This is a genomic window from Dongia deserti, assembly GCF_003574735.1.
Classification (GTDB): domain Bacteria; phylum Pseudomonadota; class Alphaproteobacteria; order Dongiales; family Dongiaceae; genus Dongia_A; species Dongia_A deserti.
The window spans coordinates 1-2409 of record NZ_QORW01000046.1; the positions used below are offsets into that span (position 1 = coordinate 1).

5 protein-coding genes are annotated in these 2409 nt (G+C 64.1%); 1 reads left to right on the top strand and 4 read right to left on the bottom strand.

Annotation, left to right across the window (positions count from 1 at the left end):
• The 3 genes from DTX69_RS29840 to DTX69_RS29850 all read right to left on the bottom strand — a co-directional run.
• Positions 1-308 (bottom strand): anti-sigma factor family protein (locus DTX69_RS29840; protein ID WP_284736166.1); only part of this gene is annotated, 308 nt, incomplete at its 3' end.
• On the bottom strand, positions 305-949 hold the full coding sequence (locus tag DTX69_RS29845) for a sigma-70 family RNA polymerase sigma factor (RefSeq protein ID WP_119305231.1): 645 nt from the start codon (positions 947-949) through the stop codon (positions 305-307). The genes DTX69_RS29840 and DTX69_RS29845, both read right to left, overlap by 4 nt.
• 213 nt (positions 950-1162) lie before the next feature.
• The gene (locus tag DTX69_RS29850; RefSeq protein ID WP_162917701.1) at positions 1163-1549 is read right to left on the bottom strand and encodes a hypothetical protein; all 387 of its coding nucleotides are present in this window, start codon (positions 1547-1549) and stop codon (positions 1163-1165) included.
• Between the two features lie 28 nt (positions 1550-1577).
• Here DTX69_RS29850 and DTX69_RS29855 point away from each other — a divergent pair, with 28 nt between their 5' ends.
• Positions 1578-1769, top strand: coding sequence for a hypothetical protein (locus DTX69_RS29855; RefSeq protein ID WP_119305233.1), 192 nt, complete (start codon positions 1578-1580; stop codon positions 1767-1769).
• Between the two features lie 88 nt (positions 1770-1857).
• On the opposite strand, the gene DTX69_RS29860 is transcribed toward DTX69_RS29855, so the two are convergent.
• Positions 1858-2097, bottom strand: a complete 240-nt coding sequence (locus DTX69_RS29860) for a hypothetical protein (protein ID WP_119305234.1) — start codon at positions 2095-2097, stop codon at positions 1858-1860.
• Positions 2098-2409: the final 312 nt, after the last annotated feature.

Genomic DNA, 2409 nt, shown 5'->3' on the forward strand with positions numbered 1-2409 from the left:
GGCGCGACCTGTTCCCACTCGGGCTCGGACCACTGCCGCGCCGTCGGCAGGACCGGCGGTTTTCTCGTCTCCTCGGCGATGCGAAGCGCAAGGCGCGCCTGCAGCGATGTCGTCGGCCGCAGCACATCGGTGGGCCAGCCGACAAACCGCTCGACCACCGGGCGCAGGATTTCCAGCTCACGCTGGCAATCCGGGCACGCGGCGATGTGGGTTTCAGCCGCGGCCACCTCGCTCGCGGGGAGACCCTGCAGCGCGTAGGCGCACGTCAGTTCGCTATGGTCGCAGCCGTTTCTCCAGGTCGCACTCATGGCTTCCCCGCTTTCACGGTGAGCGCGTGCCGCAGCTTGTGCAATCCCGACCGGATGCGCGTCTTGATCGTACCAAGCGGTTGATTCAGCCGCGCCGCGGCTTCCGCATGCGTGAGCCCGGCGAAGAACGTCATCTCCATTGCCTGGCGCTCGTCCGGTGTAAGTGCTGCCAACGCTGCGCGCAATAAGTTGCCCTGCTCGCGCAGTTCTATCACGTCGCGCGGGTCGGCAGCCACCTCCACCAGCGGCTGCTCATCGCCCTGGTGGCTGCGCTTCTTTCGGCTCTCGAACCGAAGGCGGTCGATCGCCCGCGAGCGCGCCTGGTTCATGATCCAACCGAGCACGGTACCGTTCGCAGCATCGTAACCCGACGCGCGCCGCCAGACGTCATGGAAGACGTCTATGGTGAGCTCTTCAGCGGTTTCCCGGTTGGCCGTGAGCCGCAAGATCAAAGTGAATACGGGGCGATGAGCCATCTCGTAAATCGCATGCAGCGCGAGCTGATCACCGGCGGCAATCGATTGGATGAGCTTCGCCCAGTCGTGCTCCAGCACCAGCGGTTTGGACTTGGCATACAGCACGTCGCCCAGTGTTGCCGGCGCGTTTTGTGCAGGTTCCTTGGCCATGCCAGACAGATTCATGATACGCGCTTTTCCCCAAAGCCGCCAGCGTATCTGCGGCTTTAGACTGCTGTGGGTCAGACTGAGAAGCCACAGGCAGTTCTGCGAAGGTCACGTTCGCTCCCGATAGTTGACGTCCCCGTTACCTGTGGATTCCCGGTCCCAACTGCCGCCGGGTGCCGCTCCCGATGGGAGCAGCGTGCGCGAGCTCAGCAGGAACCTGCCGGTGACGGCTCATTCGCGGCACTGCGGATTGCCGCAGGCCCCTTGGCACGCCGAGGCGGCCGCATTCATGTCGTCGATCATGTTGCAGGAATACACCTTGGCGAACGTGATCATCGCCTCGCGGCAGGCTTGCGTCTTGTAGGAAAGCGGGATCGTGCTCGACACGCCGCTCGGGCAGGTAATGGTCACCTGGTCCTGCTGGTAGCTCTCGGCCGTGGCGGATCGGGTTGCCGTCACCGCGCCCGCCGGCGTCGGGGGCTGTTGCGCCGCCCGGTACTGGTCTAGTGCGCTGGTCTGGCCGCCGCCGAGGACGTCGGTCGCGAGGGCCGCGCCGATCTGCAGCGCGTCGGCGGCGGGAATGTCCGCAGCCGCGATGCCCGCCGCCCCCAAGCCCAAGGCCAGCACCTACCGCGGCGAGGTGACAGTGAACCGCCATTCGGAATGGCATCGCACCGATGCGCCGTGCCGTTCCGTCAATGCGCCGGCCCGGTATCGGTTCGAGATCGAGAAGGCCGATCGGTTGCCGTTCTCGCTGCGGCTGCTGGAAAGCCGCCGCAAGGGCCTGTGCCCCTACTGCTTCTATGGTGGGCCAGCGGGCATCAATCCGAACCTGTAGCCTGCGGAATGGCCGCTTTCGGTCAAAAAGAGCCCTTTCCTTGTCTGACGTGGCCCTCGGACGTTGACGGCCGGCCATGCGGATCCGGTTACTGTCGCTCCGGTCCGGGAAGCTGGCGTTGAAGTACGAATTCTTCCAGCTTGACGAGCCCACGGGCCGGCGAGCTTGGTCGTCTCCTTCCAACGTAGTCCCTGAGCTTGCTAAGCTTCTCCTTCAGATGCTCCGCCTTCGTCGCGAGAGCCTCGGTCGGCTCATGGCGGTCGGCCGTGCCGAGCTGATCCAGATAGCGCACCACGCTCTCTTCGAGCTGCGCCCGTCGCCGCTGCACTTTGCCACGCGTGAAGTTCTTGTCGCGATTGTTCAGGAGGGCCGACCGATCGCCTCAGGATCGAACCTAAGATCCCCCAGATCGAGTTCGTCGACAAAGACGTCGATCACGCGAATGGAATTGTCCCCGATTGCCCACTCTTCCAGGCAGTCCGGAAACAGTGTCCTCTGCCCACGATCCACCCTTCAACGAACCGCTTCATCCGATCTCCTGCAATTCGCGCAGAAATCATACCGTGCGAATCACTTGAATGCGCGCGGTCTTCACACATGGGGTAATCGCGGGAGCGATTCGCCGTCATGACCGGAAGCA

What these genes read in the sequence shown, in the direction of transcription:
- DTX69_RS29845 (WP_119305231.1), bottom strand. Translation starts at nt 949, where the DNA reads ATGAATCTGTCTGGCATGGCCAAGGAACCTGCACAAAACGCGCCGGCA.